General features: G+C 49.8%; 16 protein-coding genes and 1 pseudogene. 4 read left to right on the top strand and 13 right to left on the bottom strand.

Annotation, left to right across the window (positions count from 1 at the left end):
• Positions 1-2: 2 nt before the first annotated feature.
• From Tanf_RS08710 to Tanf_RS08700, 3 genes are all read right to left on the bottom strand, one after another.
• Positions 3-1,271, bottom strand: a complete 1,269-nt coding sequence (locus Tanf_RS08710) for a putative DNA modification/repair radical SAM protein (protein ID WP_046825583.1) — start codon at positions 1,269-1,271, stop codon at positions 3-5.
• A 108-nt stretch (positions 1,272-1,379) separates the two neighbouring features.
• A complete protein-coding gene (gene msrB, locus Tanf_RS08705; RefSeq protein WP_080948601.1) occupies positions 1,380-2,390 on the bottom strand; it encodes a peptide-methionine (R)-S-oxide reductase MsrB in 1,011 nt (336 codons plus the stop codon).
• Between the two features lie 148 nt (positions 2,391-2,538).
• Complete coding sequence (locus Tanf_RS08700) at positions 2,539-3,900, bottom strand: TrpB-like pyridoxal phosphate-dependent enzyme (RefSeq protein ID WP_046825582.1); 1,362 nt, start codon at positions 3,898-3,900, stop codon at positions 2,539-2,541.
• 107 nt (positions 3,901-4,007) lie between these two features.
• Between Tanf_RS08700 and Tanf_RS14830 the strand changes: the two are divergent.
• Positions 4,008-4,145, top strand: a pseudogene (locus Tanf_RS14830) (LytTR family transcriptional regulator DNA-binding domain-containing protein); the annotation flags it as partial.
• Positions 4,146-4,365: 220 nt separating this feature from the next.
• Here Tanf_RS14830 and Tanf_RS08695 read toward each other — a convergent pair.
• Genes Tanf_RS08695 through Tanf_RS08685 form a run of 3 tightly spaced genes read right to left on the bottom strand, consistent with a single transcriptional unit; the run spans position 4,366 to position 7,640 of the window.
• On the bottom strand, positions 4,366-6,105 hold the full coding sequence (locus Tanf_RS08695; RefSeq protein WP_052449060.1) for a sulfatase-like hydrolase/transferase: 1,740 nt from the start codon (positions 6,103-6,105) through the stop codon (positions 4,366-4,368).
• A gap of 6 nt (positions 6,106-6,111) precedes the next feature.
• Positions 6,112-7,224, bottom strand: a complete 1,113-nt coding sequence (gene dprA, locus Tanf_RS08690) for a DNA-processing protein DprA (protein ID WP_046825581.1) — start codon at positions 7,222-7,224, stop codon at positions 6,112-6,114.
• A gap of 23 nt (positions 7,225-7,247) precedes the next feature.
• Positions 7,248-7,640, bottom strand: coding sequence for an acyl-CoA thioesterase (locus tag Tanf_RS08685; RefSeq protein ID WP_046825580.1), 393 nt, complete (start codon positions 7,638-7,640; stop codon positions 7,248-7,250).
• 395 nt (positions 7,641-8,035) lie between these two features.
• Here Tanf_RS08685 and Tanf_RS14825 point away from each other — a divergent pair, with 395 nt between their 5' ends.
• Positions 8,036-8,683, top strand: a complete 648-nt coding sequence (locus Tanf_RS14825) for a hypothetical protein (RefSeq protein WP_140230609.1) — start codon at positions 8,036-8,038, stop codon at positions 8,681-8,683.
• A gap of 40 nt (positions 8,684-8,723) precedes the next feature.
• Positions 8,724-9,503, top strand: a complete 780-nt coding sequence (locus Tanf_RS08675) for a hypothetical protein (protein WP_140230608.1) — start codon at positions 8,724-8,726, stop codon at positions 9,501-9,503.
• Between the two features lie 54 nt (positions 9,504-9,557).
• On the opposite strand, the gene Tanf_RS08670 is transcribed toward Tanf_RS08675, so the two are convergent.
• From Tanf_RS08670 to nadA, 5 genes are all read right to left on the bottom strand, one after another.
• Positions 9,558-10,274: an SAM-dependent methyltransferase gene (locus tag Tanf_RS08670; RefSeq protein WP_046825577.1), complete on the bottom strand. Its 717-nt coding sequence runs from the start codon at positions 10,272-10,274 to the stop codon at positions 9,558-9,560.
• On the bottom strand, positions 10,271-10,945 hold the full coding sequence (locus tag Tanf_RS08665; RefSeq protein WP_046825576.1) for a DUF2461 domain-containing protein: 675 nt from the start codon (positions 10,943-10,945) through the stop codon (positions 10,271-10,273). The genes Tanf_RS08670 and Tanf_RS08665 overlap by 4 nt, the downstream gene beginning before the upstream one ends.
• 63 nt (positions 10,946-11,008) lie before the next feature.
• Positions 11,009-12,388 (bottom strand): tetratricopeptide repeat protein, encoded by a 1,380-nt coding sequence (locus tag Tanf_RS08660; protein WP_046825609.1) that lies wholly within the window; start codon positions 12,386-12,388, stop codon positions 11,009-11,011.
• Positions 12,389-12,427: 39 nt separating this feature from the next.
• Positions 12,428-15,370 carry a triple tyrosine motif-containing protein gene (locus Tanf_RS08655; protein WP_052449058.1) on the bottom strand — a complete coding sequence of 981 codons (2,943 nt, stop codon included), beginning with the start codon at positions 15,368-15,370 and terminating at the stop codon, positions 12,428-12,430.
• 14 nt (positions 15,371-15,384) lie between these two features.
• On the bottom strand, positions 15,385-16,317 hold the full coding sequence (gene nadA, locus Tanf_RS08650) for a quinolinate synthase NadA (RefSeq protein ID WP_046825575.1): 933 nt from the start codon (positions 16,315-16,317) through the stop codon (positions 15,385-15,387).
• Positions 16,318-16,660: 343 nt separating this feature from the next.
• On the opposite strand from nadA, the gene Tanf_RS08640 reads away from it, so the two are divergent.
• Positions 16,661-17,791, top strand: a complete 1,131-nt coding sequence (locus Tanf_RS08640) for an aldose epimerase family protein (protein ID WP_041590639.1) — start codon at positions 16,661-16,663, stop codon at positions 17,789-17,791.
• Positions 17,792-18,108: 317 nt separating this feature from the next.
• Here Tanf_RS08640 and Tanf_RS08635 read toward each other — a convergent pair whose 3' ends face one another.
• Positions 18,109-19,467: a sodium-dependent transporter gene (locus Tanf_RS08635; protein ID WP_046825573.1), complete on the bottom strand. Its 1,359-nt coding sequence runs from the start codon at positions 19,465-19,467 to the stop codon at positions 18,109-18,111.
• On the bottom strand, positions 19,464-20,111 hold the full coding sequence (locus Tanf_RS08630) for an ABC transporter ATP-binding protein (RefSeq protein ID WP_046825572.1): 648 nt from the start codon (positions 20,109-20,111) through the stop codon (positions 19,464-19,466). The genes Tanf_RS08635 and Tanf_RS08630 overlap by 4 nt, the downstream gene beginning before the upstream one ends.
• Positions 20,112-20,287 lie beyond the last annotated feature (176 nt).

Raw genomic sequence — 20,287 nt, 5'->3', positions numbered from 1 at the left:
TCCTATTCCGGCCATGGGATGGTCAGCTGGCGTTCATCGGTCGCCAATTTGCGTTTCTTTGGTTCGGTCAGGATGCGGCGCACGTATTCGGGCGTCACCTCATGCACCGTATTCACCGGTAACTCACGGCAGGTGATGAAGTATTGCGCTTTCTTCATCACGATGCCGATCTTTTTCAGTTGTGCCGATGTGAGCCGGCCATAGCGGCGTGCGGCTACGATCAGCTTAGCTGACTTCACGCCGATGCCCGGCACCCGCAGAATCATCGAATAGTCTGCCGTGTTCACATCTACCGGGAAATGTTCGGGATGCCGCAAGGCCCATGCCAGCTTCGGATCGATCTCCGGATCGAGGTTCGGGAAACGGTCGTCGACAATCTCGTCCGCCCTGAACTCATAAAAGCGCATGAGCCAGTCGGCTTGATAGAGCCGGTTCTCACGTATCAAAGGAGCTTGCCTCAGGGCAGGCAGGCGTTTATCGTATGTATTCACCGGTATGTATCCCGAATAATAGACGCGTTTCATACTTGGTCGGCGGTACAGGGCGGACGAGATGGAGAGGATTTCCTTATCAGTCTCGGAGGTAGCGCCCACGATCATCTGCGTGCTTTGTCCGGCGGGAACAAAACGCGGAGCATGCCGGAACTTGCGCCGGTCTTCGAGGCTTTGCAACATGCCCTGCTGAATGTAGCGCATCGGTGTGAAGACGCTTTGAAAATCTTTCTCCGGCGCGAGGAGTTTCAGGTTTTGCTCTGTCGGGATTTCGAGGTTGACACTCATACGGTCGGCATAAAGCCCTCCTTCGTTGACCAGTTCCCGACTGCATCCGGGGATGCTCTTCAAGTGAATATACCCGTTGAAACGATGCGCCGTGCGAAGGTCTTTGACGACACGCACCATGCGTTCCATCGTATAGTCGGGGCTGCGCATGATGCCGGAGCTGAGAAACAGCCCCTCGATATAGTTGCGACGGTAAAACTCGATGGTCAGTTCTACCAGTTCGCTGACCGAGAATGTGGCTCGCGGATGATCGTTGCTGTGACGGTTGATGCAGTAAGCACAGTCGTACATGCAATGGTTCGTGAGCATGATTTTGAGGAGAGACACGCAACGTCCGTCGTCCGTGAAGCTATGGCAGATGCCCATCCCGCCGACGGTATTGCCTAATCCGCCGGATGTGTTTCTGCGCACCGTGCCGCTCGAAGCGCACGAGACATCGTATTTGGCCGACTCGGCCAGTATCTTCAGTTTCTCTAAAATCCCCTCGTTCATTACCTCGCAAAGGAAGACATTCCGGGCGAAACAAGAAAAAACTTTAGCCCCGAAAATCTTCCTTTGTTGAAAAAAACTTTGGTATGGCTATGGAGGTGTGCCGAAGATTTATTTGACCATCCCGATGTAGCTTCCGTACCCTTCGGCTTCCATCTTTTCTTTCGGAATGAACCGCAGTGAGGCGCTGTTGATGCAGTAACGCAGCCCTCCTTTGTCTTTCGGGCCGTCGTCGAAGACGTGTCCCAGATGGGCATTGCCCGTTGAGCTGCGCACTTCTTTGCGGATCATTCCGTGCGAGGTATCTTTTTTCTCTACCACTAACTTGCGGTCGATCGGTTTCGAGAAACTTGGCCATCCGCATCCGGAGTCGAACTTATCGGTCGAGACGAACAACGGTTCGCCGGTGGTAATATCGACGTAAATGCCCGGACGGTGTTCATTCCAGTAAGCATTCCGGAAAGGGCGTTCGGTCGCATTCTCCTGAGTTACGGCATACTGTTCGGGCGTAAGCTGTTCGCGCAGGACGCTGTCGTCCGGCTTGACGTAGGATCGGGGTTTCTCCATCCGTGCGTTGCGTGCCAGTTTGAACAACGACGGATCGATGTGGCAATAACCGCCGGGATTCTTGTCGAGGTAATCCTGATGGTAATCTTCGGCCGCATAGAAATTGACCAACGGCTTTATCTCTACGGCTAACGGACGTTTGTACGCCAATGCCAACCGGTTTACGGTTTGCTGAATGACCGGCAGATCGGCCGGATCGGTGTAATAAATCCCCGTCCGGTATTGCGTGCCCCGGTCATTCCCCTGCTTGTTGAGGCTCGTAGGATCGATTGTTTTAAAGAACAGCTCGATAAGGAAAGGCAACTCTGCCGTGGCAGGGTTGTATTCCACCTTTACCGTCTCCGCAAAATCGGTCGTACCCGTACATACCTCTTGATAGGTCGGATTCTTTTTGTTGCCGTTAGCATATCCGGCCTGCGTTGTTTTTACACCTTCGATCTGCTTCAGAAAATGTTCCGTTCCCCAGAAACATCCTCCGGCCAGATAGATTTCTTTCTCTTGTTGCTTATCTTTGGGGTTGGTCTGCGGATTCTCTCCGCCCGACAGTCCCATCATACATGTTGCCATCATGATTATCCAGTTCGTTATCATTTTTTACAGGTTTTAGTGTAATTGATTTTCGTTTTCTTTTGAAGAACGGACTGCCGCTTTGTTTTATTGTGTCGCCGGTTTTGCAGGAATATCATTGTCCGATGTGTTGTGATTAAATAATCTGTTCCAGATCTTGGGTTGATTTCTTCAGTTCCTCGTCGGGAAGTTCGTAGTTGGTCAGGTCGCCGGCCAGATACAGGTCATAGGCAGCCATATCGATCAGTCCGTGGCCCGAAAGGTTGAAGAGGATCGTGCGTGCTTTGCCTTCCTCCTTCGCCTCCTTCGCTTCCCGGATCGTAGCGGCGATAGCGTGAGCCGACTCGGGTGCGGGGATGATACCCTCCGTCTTGGCGAAGAGTCGGGCGGCGTCGAACGTCTCAAGCTGCGGGATGTCGACGGCGTCCATCAGCCCCTCCTTCTTCAGTTGACTGACAATGGCTCCGGCACCGTGGTAACGCAGTCCGCCGGCGTGGATATGTGCCGGGGAGAACGTGTGGCCGAGCGTATACATAGGAATGAGCGGTGTGTGACCCGCTTCGTCGCCGAAGTCGTATTGGAAGCGGCCACGCGTCAGCTTCGGGCATGATGCCGGTTCGGCCGCCACGACACGTAGTGTGCGACCCTCGGTCAGCTTATGCCTTAGGAAGGGGAACGACAGGCCGGAGAAATTGGACCCTCCGCCGAAGCACGCGATCACCACATCCGGATATTCGCCCGCCATCTCCATCTGCTTCTCCGCCTCCAGACCGATCACCGTCTGGTGGAGCGCCACATGGTTGAGCACACTGCCCAACACGTACTTGCAGTTAGGTGTCTGCATGGCCAGCTCCACGGCTTCGGAAATCGCCGTGCCGAGGCTGCCCTGATACGTCGGGTGATCCGTCAATATCTTCCTTCCCGACTTCGTACTCATGCTCGGCGAAGCGATGACCTGTGCCCCGAATGTCTGCATCATCGAACGACGGTAGGGCTTCTGATTATAACTGATCTTGACCATATAGACGGCCAGCTCCAACCCGAAAGCCTTGGCCGCATACGACATTGCCGCGCCCCATTGTCCAGCGCCCGTCTCGGTGGTGATGTTCGTCACCCCATCTTTCCGGCAGAAATAAGCTTGTGCGAGCGCCGAGTTGAGCTTGTGCGAACCGATGGGGCTGACACTCTCATTCTTGAAATAAATATGTGCCGGAGTATCCAATGCGCGCTCCAGACCGTAGGCCCGGACGAGCGGCGTGGGGCGCCAGTTCTTGTAGAGGTCGCACACCTCCTCGGGGATTTCGATCCATGTGTCCGTCACGTTCAACTCCTGTTGTGCCAACCCGGTGGCGAAGAGCGGGTAGAGATCCTCGGCCGTCATCGGCTGCCGAGTAGCCGGATTGAGCATGGGCATCGGCTTTGTCTTCATATCGGCTACGATATTATACCATGCAGTGGGAATATCTTTCTCTTGTAATAAAAACTTCTTCGGATTCATAGGATTCTGTTTCTGATTTGTTTTGAGATGACAAAGGAACAAAAAAAGGTTGATATATTCAAATCTTCGTCGATTTCGGGGCGTAATCCGTCGGCCGGTTCGTACGGGGCTGTCGCTCCTGTATCGTGAATACGGAATACATCGCACGGATCGGATTTTTCGGTAAAGAGCATTATCAGGTCAAACTGAAAAACGGAACACCATTAAAAGTAATTCTAAGCGGTTATAAAGTATTAAAGAGATAGTTATAATAGATATGTGCGGCTATTACCCCTTATACAAGCGCAAACATTTTTTATATTTTTCGTTCGCTTTTGTTATGATTATTTAACTCATTTGTTCTTGACAAATAAGAGGTATGACTGTATCTTTGCATCGTGGTTTTTTCATAATAGTATTAGATTTAAGGTTAACAAAGTGGGTTAGAGGCTGTCGTGAGATAGCCTTTAATTTTTTATATCTGTTTCATTTTTCTGCCCGAGGAGAAGAGAGCACCTTATCGGATAAGCTTTTAATCTGTTTCCATTCTTTATTCAGATTGTCGAAGAATGTATTCGATGCCATGGTTCGGCGATGTTTTTGTCGAATCTCGTGGGTCATATCAAGCACTGATTCGTAGGGTATTTGGCCGACGATTCGCGGACGGGGCGCGAATTGCGCGGAAAAAATACTCCGGCGCGTGTCGTATCCTTCATACCGCAATCCTCCCAAATCCGAAAGGCTGTACAATACATCCACGGTTGAATAGGGACGCTTCGTATCGAAGACAAGATCGCTTCTCCGTTGCTTGTAATCGTCCGACATCCATAGGATAAACGGTATTTCACACATGTAAGAGGAAATTTTTTCGTAAGCATGACCGGCAAATTCGCGCAAATCATATACTTCTTCGCCATGATCGGAGAAATAGAGCATGGTCGATCTTTTCTTTTCGCTCTTTATCATGTCAATTATTGAGGCGAGCAAATAGTCATTATAGCGCACGGAATTATCGTACCGGTCGATCACCGTCTTGGCATCAGCGGTGAGCTGTATGTCTCGACGCCCGATGGGATGATGCAAATGGTTGAAATGCTCGAAATTTTCGGGATAGCGGTATTTGTACGCGATATGGCTTCCCATCAGATGCAACACGATAAGTTGGGGCTTGTTCGTTTGTTCCTGCAACGTCTGCCTGAGTGATTTGAGCATCACGCCATCCGGCTCGTTCAGCCGTGAGAGGTCGGTCGTATGTTGGGCCAACCTCAGCAATGATTCGTAGCTGGAGGATGAGTTTTCGAAAGGCTGGTTACTGATCAGATACGTTTCGTATCCTGCACGGTTGAATAACTCGAAGAGTGACGGCTGTTCGGTCAGTTTCTCGGGATGCTCATGATCTGCAAAGGTGAGTGCGGCTCGCAAGACGGGAATGGTATGTACTTGCGGCGAAACCACATCACGATAAACGTTCAATCTGCTTTTCTGTGCCGACAGCAACGGGTTTGTATCCCTGCCATAGCCATAGAGCGACATGTGATGCCGGGTATGTGATTCGCCGATCACAACGACCAACGTCTGCGGTGCTTTTTCGGGAAGCATGCTTACGTCGAAGGGAAGAGTCTGGCGTTCTGCGATCTCTTTTTCTTCACGTAACCTCTGCCGTTTATAATCGGCAAAAACGCGATAGAAGTCGACGAAGTAAATGCGCTGTGCCACAGGCTCGATAGCCAGAAACAACAACAACAGCAGTACGCAGGCAAAAAAGGCGTTTTTATGCTTTCCTACGCGGTGAAAAACGACTTGTTTCATTTTACAGATCATCACGATGGGAAGCAGGACATATAAAGCGCCCCCCATGACGATCCAGGGGTTTACATAGGTGATAAATTCCTTCGCCTCATCCGTATTCGTCTCGAAAAGTGAAGTAATCGTCCCACCCGAAAGCAACACATTTGCAATCAGTAGGTAACTGAGCAAAATCGTACTTGGTATGATGGTAATCGCCAATAGAATGGAATAGAATATACGGATCCCTTTCGTCGTCATAAATGAAGAGAGGATGAAGACTACGGACAGCAGTCCGAAACTCACGAGGAAACCGGAGATAAGCGTTTTGGCCGGTATGTTTTGAGCAATCAGGCTCATGGACGGAACGAGCAGCAGGATATACATTAAGAAGAATATCTGCAGTTTCCGTTCCTTTATTGTCTGATAGAACTTTTTCATCTGTTTTTAATCGGTTAATTTATACATTCCTCCCGGCAGAGCGATGATATGTCCGGCAAGCTCGAGTTCGAAAAGTATCGGAGTTACTTGATACACCGGCAGGTCTATCGCCATCGCCAAGTCATTGATTTGCATCTCGCCTCTGTCGGCCAGTATTTTTACAATCGGGTGATCGGGTCTCTCAAGTTTTAACTTCAACTGTCCCTTGACGCCAAGGCCGGTTGCTTCGGTGTCCCAGCAAAGGGCGCGGATCAGATCCTGTCCCGAAGTAATCAGGCCGGCTTTGTTCGTTTGGACCATTCGGTTGCATCCGGCCGAATACTCGTCGGTCGTCCGTCCCGGAAAGGTATAGACGTCGCGCCCGTATGAACACGCGATATCAGCTGTGACAAGCGCTCCGCCACGCTCTGCCGATTCGACGACGACCGTCGCATCAGCCAGTCCGGCAATCAGCCGGTTACGCTTCAAGAAGTTCTCGCGATCAGGATTCGTCTCACTGGGGAAATCGGTCAGCAGTCCGCCCCGTTCAAGCATTTCGACCGCCGTATTTCGATGTCCGGCAGGATAAATCCGGTCTAACCCATGTGCCAGGACACCGACAGTGGGCAAGCCGTTCTTTAAGGCACTGCGATGCGAACAAACATCAATGCCATACGCCAATCCGCTGACAACAACTAAATCAGGATATACTTCGGCCAACTCTCTGACTAACCGTTCGGTCAGCATCCGGCCGTAATCCGTTGCGCGTCTCGTCCCGACGATACTGATGATCTTCGTTGCGTTCAGGTTGGCCTTACCTTTGTAATAGAAAACGACGGGAGCATCCTGACATTCGCGCAGGCGCTTCGGATAGTCATGCTCCGTGATGGCATACAACCGTACGTTTTTTTTCTCGATAAAAGAAACTTCTTTTTCTGCCCGTTTTAAGGCCTCGTTTTTTCCTTCATCGATCCGTCGGGCCGTATATTCGCCGATGCCCGGTATCTTTTCCAAGACTCGCCGATGCGAAGTAAAGACCTCCTCAGCCGTTCCGAAATATTGCAACAGCGCACGCGCTAACACATCGCCGACACCTTGAAGCATCGTCAGAGCAATCAGTGCAGTGGGATCGGCCGTCATTATGGAAAAGGGACAAACAGAACTTAATGAATCAGACGGTCGAAGTACTCGCCACGAGTCAGTTTCCCGTCTTGTACCATCACGGTCTCCACTCGTCCCGATGCAGCCAGAATCCCATCGGACTTCCGGTAAATATCCTGTTCGAATACGAGTTTAATACCTTCGCGTTTGAGATTTACGCACGACACGAAATGGTCGCCGCTTCGCAAAGAATGTTTGTATTTGATCTCTACCTTCGCCACGAACGCATCCAGTCCTTTCTCGTGCATCTCTCCGAAGTTTTCGCCGAGCGATTCCAGATATTCATGACGCGTATGTTCCATATAGTGCTGGTAATTGGCATTGTTCACCACGCCCTGCAAGTCGCATTCGTAGTCACGCACCTTCATCTCCAGCTTGAAAATATATTCCTTCATGTCCTTATTTATTATCTTACGGACGGGCAAAGGTAGGTATATTATGTGAACATACAAATCCCTACCGTTTGACTTTAACCATTTTATACAATTAATTATTGCCTTGCAAGTGACGGGTTTCTCGGTGGTAAACTCCGGTGTTTGGATGAAAGCGATTTCTCGTGATCTCTTCGACGATCCAACCTTTTTATGAACGAATGTATGTCATTATACGACAGTATCTTCTCATCGTTTTTTTATCTATTCAAAAAAAAAATGCTTTGCGGCAACGTTTCACCTGTTTTTTCCGTCTATTCTATATGTAAAGATAAAAGTTTTTTTACGGAGATAAATAAAAAGAGAGGATTTTTCTGCCCATTGGTGTGGAGTCTGTTGTTTTATATAAATGAGAATAAATGAAAAAAATCTTAATGAAGAAACTGTTCTGTTTTGTTTGTCTGGCTGTATTGGTGGTGGGTGCGCGAGCGCAAGATGATTTACCGGATAGGAGACGATCTACCTTCCATCCGCGGCGTGAAGTTTCCTTCGGTTGGGGATGGGTCGAACTATCTTCTCCATCGTGGTGGGAGAGTCATGACTATCCGAATTGGTGGCGGACACCACTCGATCGGTATAATCAAGGACGATATACGTACGACGAGCGCCATTACACACAAGCACTTTCGCTCTCCTATACACAGGAGATGAAACGATGGCTCGCAGTGGGTCTTAATGTTTCCTATTCAGGGGTTTTTCAAAATCGCAGAGTCAGTGAATCATTCTTGATTGATGATACTTACCGCAAACACTGTTTTGCATTTTATCCGACGATACGTTTCATCTATTTCAATCGTCCTGTCGTACGTCTCTATTCGGGGTTCGGATTAGGATTTGGCATGGAAAGCGAGAGAGAATTCGGCATGCGTGAATACTCTCATCGAACGTTTGTAACCGGACAGCTCACTTTCTTCGGGGTATCCTTCGGACGTAACCTTTTCGGATATTGGGAAATCGGATACGGAACGATGGGCTTCCTGAAGGCCGGTGCAGGTTATCGTTTCTGAAAAAAACAGTGGTTAAATATTCAAATATACTTACACAACTATGAAAATGAAACAGTTCCTTTTAAGTCTGACTCTACTGAGCATGACGTGCAGTTGCGTATATTACGATGAAAGCCGGCGCAGAACTCATCCTGGCCGTGTAGCGTTCGACTATACGTATAATGTGTTGGAAAAATACGCGACCATGCTCGAATATGTCTATCGTTTCAACGAATACTATTCGCAGACGGACCTCGCCAAACGCGACTCGGTCGACAAGCTCTACTTCAACAACGTAAAAATACTTCGTGGCGAAGAAGAAAATACGTGGACGCTTCGGCACCTTTCTGAAGATAAAATGCACATGTCCATCCGAACGAACGGACACAATCTCAATGCTCCCGGAACATGGACGGTGCGTGATTTATCTTCTTCGTCGGCAAAGCAACGGATCATCTACGAATTCGAGATTAAAAACGAAGACAGAAATACATGGAGCGTTGCCCGTCATAACAACCGGGACAGGGAATTCGAGTATTCCTGCTCGTGGAAGATTCACTTCGGAAAAGGCGCGTTGCGCAAAATCGAAGGAGAAGGCACGCTGTTGAGCATCCAATCGCCCAAGCTCCAACTCGATTATACGATCGAGGTACCCTTGCGTATTGAGAAAACACGTGGTGAGGCCGGTTTTATGGATGGAATCATCAAAATACTGGCTACCGATATAAGAGAAAAAAGAACGGAAGAAACAAAAGCCTGTATCACTTCACACGATAATGTCGAGATTCGTTACCTCAACTCCCGTGAGCACTGGATGTACAACGGTCGATTGAGATTTTAACGGAAACGAAACGAATGGTATCGTAAAGACGGAAGACAAAGGCGCGCGAGAGATTTAACACACAACATGCCTGAATGTTTTCCGGGGCAGACCGGGGCGGAAAAAGACAATGCCCCATGTGCACGCATCGATACTGACTGTGGCGGACGGTAAGGCACAAGCCGTTCGCCACGCTTCGTTTGCCTCCGGCGAAGCGTCGATTCCCCGGACGATCAGCAGGGTATCTTCATGGATATAGCCGGAACAGCATCGGAGCAGAGCGGATAATGCGCCTGTTGTCCCATCAAGCACGATACAATCGGGATGTCCGAGATCGGCTAACGCCTTAGGCAGCGACGTTTCGTATGCTTCACAACGAATTTCGACAGGCGATGTGGCCCGCTCATGCAATAACTCCCGCGCCATATCGGCCATCACGGCATCCTGCTCCAAGGCAATGCCGTGCAGCCCTCCCGAAGCATAGCTCGTCAGGCTGAGCGGAATCAGTCCCGCTCCGCTCCCGACCATGATAATGCGACATGGTTTGAAACGATTCGCCAGCCGGAAAAGCCACTCACATTCATGTCGGGAAAGGCTTTGCCGTTTGACTGCATTTTTTATCTTTGTATCCTGTTGCAGCATCAGACGGGCAGCTTTCAGTTCGGTATAGGCATAGTACCCGTGTCGTTCTTCGAACACGTTGGTAATCAAATCGAAGACGAATGGCGAATGAACTCCGTAACCTTTACGGCAGAAGAGATACCGATACAGACGCTTCAAAAAACGTTTCATGCTTTCCCGAAAAACTCGCCGATGGTATAATTCAGAAAATGGTTGAACGGCTGTAGCAGTTTGAAATCCTCGACGGTGCGATCTATCCAGTCATCGGCACAGAAGAACGCCTCCGTTTTGACGCTCGACACGACGAAACTCTTATATTTCAAGATATCACCGTGTTTAGTCTCGGTGGGGAAACCTTGCGGCATCCGGCTGAGTTTGTCGCCTTCTAACTCACCGAATACTTTTCTGAACTTCGGGTCTTCGTAAATTTGGAGAAACTCGTCCATGTTATCGAACAGATCTTTTCGTAGTTGCTTAAGCATAGCCGGAGCAGGACACCATACGCCTCCCGAGAGAAACGGTTTACCCGGCTCAAGATGGATGTAATAGCCGCCGTAGGGACTGGTACGTCCTCCGAAACCGGTCATATACGCTCCGAAATGAGTTTTGTAAGGCGTTTTATCCTGCGAAAAACGCAGATCCCGATAGATGCGATACACGCAACTCCGGGCATCCAGCCCGCCGATCTCGGGATCGAACGTGGCGATACGGTCGATCAGCTGCCTCACATGGTCGACGAAAGCGGCATGCAAAGCATCATACCGTTTCTTGTTGGCCTGAAACCATTCCCTGTTATTGTTTTCCTGAAGTTCCCGGAGGAACTCAAACAGTGCTCTATTCATCTGTCTGTCGTTTATCTGTCCGGCAAAAATAGTGCAAAAATCCGGAACGTCTGTCCGAGTGTATTACTCTTTTTCGGGGAGTTGCCGAATCACGGTCTGCAACTGCTCCTCCGTGCAGACGCCTTTTTTACCGTCGGGGGCGAGCGTCGGCAACTGTTTCACGCTACGGAAAAACATTTCTTCCTGAAACTGCGAAAGCAGCGAACGGAGGTAAACCAGATGATCTTTCCTGCGCTCCGGCCTTTTCAGATATTCGGTCGCGAAAAGCATGTTGATGAAGAGGGCACGCCGGCGATAGTCGTCAGACTGTTCCGCCATCTTAGAGGTTCGGTATCGCTGCCAGATGCATCCCAGCATATCGAACCGCTGACTCTCGGTCCAGAGTTGGTAATAGAGCACGTTCGCCTTGTCATGCTGGTTGTCACGATCAAGGGTTTCGGCCCGGAACCGTATCAACATATCGACTAAGGCAGGTGAGGGTTGCATGAGCGCTTCGGCCTTGTCGAACAATTTGAACGCCCGTTTACGGTCGAAGGTACGTCCCAATGACGAACCGAGCAACAGGCAGACCTCGACGGATGTCGTATCTTTTTGGTAAGCATTCTCGAGTGGCTCGATCGCCCTCATGTATTGACCGGCATAATATTGGGCCGACCCTCCGTACTTTAACGTATTGTAGGAACTGTCGGCCTGTGCCATAAGCATGGAATAGACCGTATCGGCCTGTGCGTATTTCTGCATGGTAAACAGTGCAAGTCCTTTGCTCTGAAGCAGCAAACGGCTTTGGGGATGATATCGTAAAGACGTGTCACAGACGGCCACTGCCTCTTCCGGCTCTTGAAGCAACAGCAACAGATTAGACAGCGAAGCTGCCAACGATGCGTTTTCCGGCTCCCTTCGAAAAGCGTTCAGATAGTATCGAAAAGCCGAAACGGTGTAGTCCATCCGGTTGTAACAATCACCGATAAGACGCATCAGTACGGAGTTTTCGGGGTCTTGTCGCAGAAGAAACTCATACCGTCCGATAGCTTTCGGATATTCTCCCTGCTGGGCGTAGAGTCGAGCCAATTGATAGTTGGCGTAAAAGTCAGTCGTATCACGTGCGCGTAGTTGTTGCAGATACGTTTCCGCCTCCGTGGTTTTACCCAGATTCGCAGCCATGCGTGAAGCCGTTGCCAGCAGATCCGTCCGGGTCGAGTCGATGGCCAGACAGCGCCGATAATAACGGTAGGCATCGCGGTATTTGAGCATCCCCTCACAGGCCTGCCCGATAGCATACATCGTGGCATAATCGGCCGTGTCGGCCGGTTGCAGGGTGGCCGCATACGCCATGACTTCGGCATATCGCCGCTTATCGACAAGTTCCTGTAAGGCGACACGCTGAGCTATTCCTTTGCAGACAGTGAGGACAGGTAGCAAAACGATGAATAACCCTGTTTTCATGATGAGTACGTTTTTTTTGACGACAAACATACGAAAAACTTACTTGAAATCAATCATAAAAGAAACAAGGTTGACTTCTTCGGGCAAGTTCAGCTTCTTGCGCAGGCGATAGCGTGCGGCCTCGGCTCCTCGAATCGTCAGGTTCAGCATGTTCGCGATCTCTTTCGAGGAATAGTTAAGGCGGAGCAGGGCACAGAGCTTGAGGTCGGTCGGGGTCAGTACCGGATACTGCTCCTGCAGCCGGCGGAAGAAATTTTCGTGAATCAAATCGAAATTTTCCTGAAACAGTACCCAATCGTCTTCGTCCGAGAGGTTGCTGTCGATAAGTGCGAGGAGTTTGTGACCTTCGTTCTTATTCATCTTCTCCCGGAGAATTACCGCTTGTATCTCGTGCTTTAACTTATTGAGAAACTCTTTTTGGTTGATGATGTTCATCGTGGCGCCTGCCAGTTCTTTGCCCTTGTGAGTCAGATCGGCTTCGAGCCGTTCGTTACGCAAGGCTGTAATCAGTTTCTCCTGCCGGTCGAGCTGTGCTATCCGTTCCTTCTCCTGCTGTTCGAATAACGCGCTGCGTTTGCGCATTACACGACGTGTGTACAGCCGGATAAAAAAGAACATCAGCAGTATCCCGAGAAACAGATAGCCGACGCCGGCCATGAACGTCCGATACCACGGTTTTTGGATACGGAACGAGTAGGAAAGAACCGAAAGTTCCTCTCCAAGATCGTTGAGCACACGCGCCCGCAATGTATATTCACCGGCAGGCAGGTAGGCATATTCGATACGACGGTGATCATCGGTAGCTATCCATCGTGTGTCGTATGGCTCCAGCAGGCACTCTATCCGGAAAGCTTTCCGCGAGAAATCGGGATACTGAAAAGCAAACGTCAGATGATTGAACGCATAATCGATCGGAGCCGGAAGTACATCGACCGACAGATGCTGACGTTGGTCGTTCCTGCGATTGTAGGCCGACACGGCATGCAGGCGTAACGTTTTCGGAGGATAAGGGATACCCGATTGCGGCAAGTACCGTGCGATGCCACCGTCGAGGCAAAGATACGATACCCCATCGTTCGTCACATGTACGTTACCGCGTCCGCTGTTGGGCGGATGATTCAAAATGGCAAACGGAATTTTTTCGCGCAGACGATAGATATTGTTGTGCAGCCCGACAAGCGCATAAGCGCCGTCGCACACGAACCAGTACAGACTGTCGTTGATGGCGGTCATGCGGTTGACGTCTTCCAGTCCGCAGAGTTGTGTGTTGAGTTGCTCATAGAGCACGATCCGTCGGTCAATGTCGTCATAAGTATAAAAATGTCGGCCGTCGGAGAAGACGATACGCCCGCGCAGTTTCATCACGCGGATGTGTGCCGGGGTGCTGTCGGCAGGATGTAAATGGGGGAAATAAGTTGTCTCGACAACGGTGCTCAACGAATCGTTCAGTCGCAGCCGATACACTCCTTTATACATGTGTCCGGCCCAGATATTTCCGGTATGGTCTGTCTCAAGGTGATGGATCAGGTCATAGAACCCGTCAATCTGTCGGGCGAACATCCAGCGGCCGGCCTCGTTCCGGCGATAGACGGACAGGTAAGTGTATGTCGACTCGATCAGCACGTCCTGCTCATGCAGCCGCGCCTGACGGATATCCATTCCACCCGTGCTCGTTTCAAGGGGGAGATTCCGGTCGTTCCGGATGAATGATGTGCCGCGGTTATTACCTGTAATCATCTGTCCGTCGAAGCAACGGATAAACCACGATTGCGTATCGAAGCCCGGCAACCGGTCTATCTGCCCGTCTACCCCTGATGATCTGTAGACCCCCTGATTGGTGGCAAGATAGAGCCTGCCGTCGTAAAAAAGCATCTCTTCTACCAGACCCAACTGAATGCCGTCCGGTTGAAAGAACGACAACTCCGATCGCGTATGAACAAGGGAAATACCATTATCTAACGCAGCCCATACATGATGATCGCGATCGACGAACAGCCCGAGCACCGTATTGTTGTTCAATCCGTTCTGCCGATGAAGATGCCATCGCTTCGCTCCGTCTCGACCGATGGCGAACAATCCTTTATTCAGCGTACCGACGATGTAAGTCGAGTCGTGCGTACAGACCGCACGGTTGACGATGGCTGTGCGCAGTTCTGCGTCGATATCCGTCGGCCACGGGCATACGGAATGCGTTGCCGGGTCGAAAATAAAGAATCCATGCTGCGACGAAACGAGCAGCCACTCCCTGCCGAAAGGCAGTACCGAAACGATATCGTCGTCGCCCACCTCCTCGCGCCCGAAAAATCGCTCCGTCTTGCCATCCTCGTTAAATCGATAAAAGTCGTCATTGATCAGTTGCGAGACCAGCTCTCCGCCGGCCTCGAAAAAATAAAGCGGCGCAGGGTATGGGCGAGCATGGCGGATGAGACCGTCGGTGGGACGATAAGCGAAATAAGAGGAGAAAGATTGAAAGTAAATGACCGTCCCGACCTTATGAATCGTCCAGATTTCGTCGTTGCGGAAAAGATAATCCTTTACAAGTGGTTTGAGCGAATGATACGTGAGGCGGTGAGCGGCGTCGGCAGTAAAATATCCGAACTCTTCGAACGATCCGACATAGATTCGTTCGGGCCTCGCAGCCGTATCGACAAAAAGCGACTTAACAGATAAATGATTCGGTAACCGGTGCAGTTCCCAGTTGACCCCGTCGAAACGCAGCAGACCGTTGTTGTTGCCGATATACATCACACCGTTGGCACCCTGCGCCACAGCCCAATTCTGGTTACCTCCTCCGTACATGGCCGTTGTGTAGTTGTAAACCGGAGGTACAAAAGGAATGTCGTGTGCATGAACATCGAGTCCGATGAGCACACATACCGCCCATCCCAAGAAAGGTATTCGTACGATACGTACCGAACGTTCCCACAGGGTCGAAAGCTGGCATCGACCGACCGATAAATCATCTCGTCTGTTCACGGGCATGCAAATGCAATGTCTCATGACAACTCCAGCATGCGCCGAATCGGTTTGACGGCTCGAAGACGAATGGTCTCGTCTACGAGTATTTCAGGTGTTTCATCTCGCAGACAACGATACAGTTTTTCCATCGTATTCAAACGCATAAAGTTGCATTCGTTGCAGGGGGACGTGCTGTCGTTCGGAGGAGCGGGAATAAACGTCTTGTGAGGATTACGTTTACGCATCTCATGGATGATACCGCTCTCGGTCGATACGATAAACACCGTTTTCGGCGATTGTACGGCATGATGCAGCAGTGCGGCCGTCGAGCCGATAAAATCGGCCATTTGCAAGATAGATTGTTTGCATTCGGGATGTGCAATGATTTCCGCTTCGGGGTGTGTCTTCTTCAAAGCAAGGATTTTCCCTGGTGAAAATTGTTCATGTACATGACATGCGCCCTCCCATAAAAGCATGTTGCGCCCGGTAATACGATTGATATAATTACCCAGATTCCGGTCCGGCCCGAAAATCAGTGAAGCATCTTGAGGGAACGACGCAACAATCTTGTGTGCGTTCGTCGATGTGACTACAACATCAGTCAACGCTTTGACGGCTGCCGAAGTGTTCACATACGAGATTACCCGATGATCCGGATGTGCTTTGACAAACTTCTCAAATTCATCGGCCGGACAGCTGTCTGCCAGCGAACAGCCCGCTTCCGTATCAGGAATGAGTACCCTTTTTTCCGGACAGAGAATTTTGGCTGTCTCCCCCATGAAATGTACGCCGCAGAGCACGAGGATATCAGTCGTTGTCTTAGCCGCCCATTGAGCTAATGCAAGACTGTCGCCCACCTTGTCGGCAATATCTTGAATCTCTCCTGTCTGGTAATAATGTGCCAGAATAATCGCATTTTTCTCTTTTCGCAGGCGGTTTATTTCTGTTGCATAATCAATCTTTTCCATCATGAATATCATCCTTTACTTCAAAGTACAAAAATAAGATATTTTTTTCGATAAAATCATTTTGCGTATCAACTCGAACCGATGTCGGAAGAACCGAACGAATTCTTCTCTCTTACCCTGCTTGTCCCGTTTTTACAGGAAGTAAAGAATTTGTTTTACCGCTTCTCATTCGTCTTTTTATGCCAGCGATTGAAAAGTGCGAACAAAAAATTTTTTTTTCATGAACAATCTCTAATTTCTCTTTGTTATAAAAACACAAACCGTTTTTTAGGCACATTGCCACGAAACGAAAAAAAGACGGAAAGGGAATGAAAAAAGAAACAGAAACAGAGAGGGAAATAAACAGATGAAGAAATTGGTTTTAAGTATGTTGGCTGCTGTCGTTATGTTGACAGCGTGTGGTAAAACGGGTGATGAGTTAACGATATCCGGTCTGAACAAGGAGCATTTCGTATCGGAGGTAGAAGGTCATCCGACTGCCTTATATGTTCTTACCAATGATAGAGGGATGGAAGTTTGCATTACGAACTATGGCGGACGCATTGTCTCTGTGATGGTACCCGATAAAAACGGGAAGATGACAGACGTCGTGCTCGGATATGATAAAATTTCCGATTATCTGGCGTCGGACGGAAACTTCGGGGCGATTATCGGGCGGTATGGAAACCGGATCGCAAATGCTTCGTTTAGCTTAGACTCCGTGACCTATACATTGCCGAAAAACGATGAGACGAACTGCCTCCACGGAGGTCCGGAGGGTTTTCATACCAAGGTTTGGACAGCGGAACAGCCGGATGAAAAGACGTTGAAACTGACGTATCTTTCACCCGATGGGGAAGCCGGATTCCCCGGGAACCTGCATGTTGCGGTTACATATCTCCTGACCGAAGAAAATGAGATCGATATACGTTATGCTGCAACAACCGACAAACCGACCGTAGTGAACTTAACGAATCACAGTTATTTCAACCTCTCCGGTGTGCCCGGCTCGCAGGTGCTCGATCATCTGATAATGATCAATGCTGACTATTATACGCCGGTTGATAGCATGCTGATTCCCGATTCGATCGCACCGGTCGAAGGAACTCCAATGGACTTGCGTGATCCGGTAGCGTTGAATTTGCATATCGATAGCTCATCGGAACAAATCGTAAGAGGTCGTGGATTCGACCATAATTGGGTCTTGAATACGAATGGCGATGTGACTAAACTCGCGGCAAAAGCGATCAGTCCCGTGAGTGGAATCGTACTCGAAGTATATACGAAGGAACCGGGGATACAATTTTATTCCGGTAACTTCATGAGCGGAAAGGATATTGGAAAACAGGGAGTAACTTATCCTTATCGGGGGGCACTCTGCTTGGAAACACAGCATTTCCCCGACAGTCCGAATCATCCGGAGTTCCCGACAACGGAACTTCGGCCCGAAAATAGCTATGAAAGTCGGTGTATCTACCGATTTACCATAGATAAATAGTTGTTTGTTTTAGTTGATTTGGAAAAAGGTCAGACTGTGAAGTTTGACCTTTTTTGTTAAGTACTGTAAAATGATGAATAACAGAGGCTCGCTAAATGTGCGTTTTTTTCTATAATCAATCATTTATTGAACTTGCAAAAGTCGAATAAAATCTTTTTCATGTGGGTAAATAAATTTCTTGTGTTGGCAACTAATATATAGTTTCGCGAGGTCTTCCAACATATGTTACGTGTAACTGGAATTTGGAGGGAGGGGGAGCGTTTGCCTTGTCTTTAGAGACCTGTGTATGGAAGATTACGAATGTAAATGAGGGCTCATTAACCGGAGAGCTTGAAGACGCCAAACTGATAAAGCAGAATCAATCCGATACCTGCCGGTGCGATGTATTGCACAAGGAAACGATAGGTTCGGAAGAAATGGAACGGCACGCTGCCTTCGTTCGTCAGTTCGGCTTTCAGGATTTTTCGGTCGATGCGATGCCCGACAAAGATGCAGGTGAGCATACCTCCGAGAGGCAGCATGATTTTAGCGGTCAGAAAATCGAGGCATTCAAAGAATGTCATCCCGAAAAGCGTACAGTCTTTCATCAGTCCGAACGAGAGCGAGCTGAATACGGCCAGAATACAGGTGCCGAGCGATACGTAGACGGTTGCCCGCTTGCGTTTGATGCCATGTTCTTCGTGAATGTAGGCCGTGGCTACTTCGTGCAGCGAGATGGTAGACGTCAGCGCCGCTACGCCCAAAAGGAGGTAGAAGCTGAAAGCCCATACGTTTCCGAAAGGCATCCGGGCGAAGATGTTGGGCAGCGTAATAAATACGAGGGCGACTTTCTCGGTCGGTTCGACACCGAAATGAAAGACGGCCGGAAAAATCATCACTCCGGCCAGCAGCGCTACGACCGTATCGAGTACCACCACCTCGATTGCAGTACGTTGCAAGTTGGTTTTTTTATGAAAATACGAACTGTACGTAATCAGGCATCCCATGCCGATGCTGAGCGAAAAGAATGCCTGCCCCATGGCACTGAACACGACGGACGAGTTGATTTTCCCGAAATCGGGTTTGAAAAGAAACTCCAACCCTTCGCGAGCGCCCGAAAACATCAGGCTGCGTATGCACAGTATGAGCATGATGACGAAGAGTAGCGGCATCAGGAATTTCGAGGCCCGCTCGATGCCGTTCTTCACACCTACCGTCACGATGAAATGCGTAAGCCCGATGAAGAGTATGGTCCAGAAGACCGGGCGGAAAACCTCGGAAGAGAAGGTGAAAAATTCCGCTTCGAAGTCGGCCGTCGTTTTACCGGTTAACGGCTCGGTCACGGATTGAAAAAGATATTCAAAAGTCCATCCGGCAATGACGAAATAGAAGCCGAGAATAAGGAACGCGATCAGAACTCCGTTGTAACCGATCAGCCCCCATGCCGTACCGGGCGCTATGGCTTTGAAGGCTCCGGCCGCGTTGCGTTGCGTGTGTCGGCCGATGAAGAACTCGGCGATGACGGCCGGCAGTCCGAGAAGCAACACGCAGAGGATATAAATCAGCAGAAACGCGCCGCCCCCATTGGTGCCCAGCATATAAGGGAAACGCCAGATATTGCCTAACCCTACGGCGCTCCCGATGGTGGCGAGCACCACGCCCAATCGGCCGAAAGTGGTCCGTGTGGCCGTACTCATATCTGTCCGTCTTTCATGTGAATGATGCGGTCGGCTTGCGTTGCCAGCTGCTCATCGTGTGTGACGATGACGAAGGTCTGTCCCATTTCGTTCCGCAGGTCGAAGAACAGCGCATGCAGCTCTTCCTTGTTCTGCGTGTCCAGACTGCCCGAAGGCTCGTCGGCCAGAATCACGGAAGGCCGGTTGACAAGCGCGCGTGCCACAGCGACCCGTTGTTTTTCGCCGCCCGACAGTTCGGCGGGCTTGTGCGTCATCCGGTCGGAAAGTTTGAGAAAATCCAGCAGTTCTTTCGCCCTTTTTTCGGCGGCAGAGGTGGGTTGGCGGGCAATCAGCGCGGGGATCATCACGTTTTCGAGCGCGGTAAACTCCGGCAGCAACTGATGAAACTGAAAGACGAAACCGATATGGCGGTTGCGGAAATCAGCCATCTGTTTTTCGTTGAGCCGGAAGGGTTCGATGCCTTCGATCAGGAGTGTACCGCTGTCGGGCTTGTCTAACGTTCCGATAATTTGCAGCAGGGTCGTTTTCCCTGCACCGCTCGGCCCGACGATGGCTGCGATTTCTCCGGCGTCGATCGTCAAATCAATACCTTTCAGAATCTCCAGCTTGTCGAAGCGTTTTCTTATTCCTCGCGCTTGTATCATTGTTAAAATAACCTGTCGTTTGGATGAAGTTGCGAAAGTAGATAAAATTCCGGCATCGGACAAGAAAAAGAGAAAAAATGCGTCGGATGATCTGAATGCCTGCCGTTTTGTTCGCGCGATCCGTTAGAAAACGTTATCTTTGCCGCGTATTATCAATATTGCCGTTGCAGCAAACA

The sequence above is a fragment of the Tannerella forsythia genome (assembly GCF_001006485.1).
In the GTDB taxonomy this organism is placed as follows: domain Bacteria; phylum Bacteroidota; class Bacteroidia; order Bacteroidales; family Tannerellaceae; genus Tannerella; species Tannerella forsythia.
The sequence above is the reverse complement of the archived record's forward strand: the minus strand, read 5'-3'. Positions and strand labels throughout refer to the sequence as shown.